Raw genomic sequence first — 270 nt, 5'->3', positions numbered from 1 at the left:
AGAGGCAATAAAATCAATCAGAGCCCTTAAATCATGGACAAACGTTAACACAGCAAAAAGGGAGAAGGACAGGAGCAGAATTTTCTCGCGAATCTTGCTTCCTGTTCCAATGGAAAATATCCTCAGAAAAGTTTCCTGGTGATTTTCTTTTTTTCCAAAAATAAGATATATCAAGAGGACTAGAAACGGAAACATAACGATAGGAACAAGCCAGGAATTTTGTCCTCCAATTTGAACGATAATTTGTGGCAAACTGATCACAGATGCAGC

1 protein-coding gene is annotated in these 270 nt (G+C 38.1%); it reads right to left on the bottom strand.

The genetic code is table 11. From position 1 onward, the window contains the following. The coding region (locus RYX56_RS22540) for a hypothetical protein (protein ID WP_317124144.1) at nt 1-270 on the bottom strand (270 nt) is incomplete at both ends.

The organism is Alkalihalophilus lindianensis, from assembly GCF_032843265.1.
In the GTDB taxonomy this organism is placed as follows: Bacteria; Bacillota; Bacilli; order Bacillales; family Bacillaceae_D; genus Alkalihalophilus; species Alkalihalophilus lindianensis.
The sequence above is the reverse complement of the archived record's forward strand: the minus strand, read 5'-3'. Positions and strand labels throughout refer to the sequence as shown.